Origin of the sequence: Pseudomonas sp. FIP_A4, from assembly GCF_036701605.1 — a bacterium.
Classification (GTDB): Bacteria; Pseudomonadota; Gammaproteobacteria; order Pseudomonadales; family Pseudomonadaceae; genus Stutzerimonas; species Stutzerimonas phenolilytica.
This window is the reverse complement of sequence record NZ_JAYDXP010000049.1, coordinates 1-696: the sequence shown is the minus strand read 5'-3', so window position 1 is coordinate 696 and position 696 is coordinate 1. Positions and strand designations below refer to the sequence as shown.

Sequence of the window (696 nt, the reverse complement as noted above, 5' to 3'; positions counted from 1 at the left end):
GTGCGTAGCAAGGTGGCAGCTAATAACGCCGCCCAGCTCGGCAAGCAGATGGTTGTGATAAAGGACCTGTTGCTGCACTGGCAACACCGTCACCTGATGGCCTTCATCGCCGACAACTTCCGGCTGATGGCCATGGGCAAGATCAGCGCCCACGAGCTGGAGGGCTTCCTCGAGCAGGAACTGGAAGCCATGGAGAACGCGCTGCTGCAGCCGTCGCGCTCGCTGTTCAATGAAGCCTTCCTGATACGCCGTCAGCTCATCGCCGCCCTCGCGCCCGGCCAGCAGTGCACCAGTCGGGCGTTGCTGAGTATCTGTTCAGCTGGCATGGGCCAGGTCCTCCTGCGTCATGTCCAGGTTACGGTCGGCGACGGCCTCGCGGCCGAAGCCCTGCACGATGTTGAGCACGCCCGGCGGCAGCAGGTCGCCGCTGCATTCGAGCAGCACGGTGATGCCCAGCGGCGTCTGCTCGGCGGGCGTGCTCAACATCGTGCAGGGCTTCGGCCGCGAGGCCGGCGAGGCGCTGGCCTCGAGCAAGCGCATAGTCGACGATCAGCTGGCGCTCGACGCGGCGGTCATGGCCATAGCCGAACGGATCGAGCGGCGTGCCACGCAGGAAGCGCAGCTTGGCCAGCACGCCGAAAACACCGAGTCCGGCCATACCTACAAGCCCTTGAACGCACCCATAGAACCTCATCG

General features: G+C 64.9%; 4 pseudogenes. 2 read left to right on the top strand and 2 right to left on the bottom strand.

The features are described from left to right. Window positions 1–81: 81 nt before the first annotated feature. Window positions 82–228: pseudogene (locus U8L64_RS00375) on the top strand (flagellar motor stator protein MotA); the annotation flags it as partial. Window positions 229–369: 141 nt separating this feature from the next. Here the strand turns inward: U8L64_RS00375 and U8L64_RS00370 are convergent. Further along, window positions 370–474 (bottom strand): annotated as a pseudogene (locus U8L64_RS00370) (hypothetical protein); the annotation flags it as partial. Here U8L64_RS00370 and U8L64_RS20175 point away from each other — a divergent pair. Continuing rightward, a pseudogene (locus U8L64_RS20175) lies at window positions 473–541 on the top strand (hypothetical protein); the annotation flags it as partial. The pseudogenes U8L64_RS00370 and U8L64_RS20175 overlap by 2 nt on opposite strands. 9 nt (window positions 542–550) lie before the next feature. On the opposite strand, the pseudogene U8L64_RS20170 reads toward U8L64_RS20175, so the two are convergent. Beyond that, window positions 551–658 (bottom strand): annotated as a pseudogene (locus tag U8L64_RS20170) (DUF6537 domain-containing protein); the annotation flags it as partial. Between the last annotated feature and the right edge of the window lie 38 nt (window positions 659–696).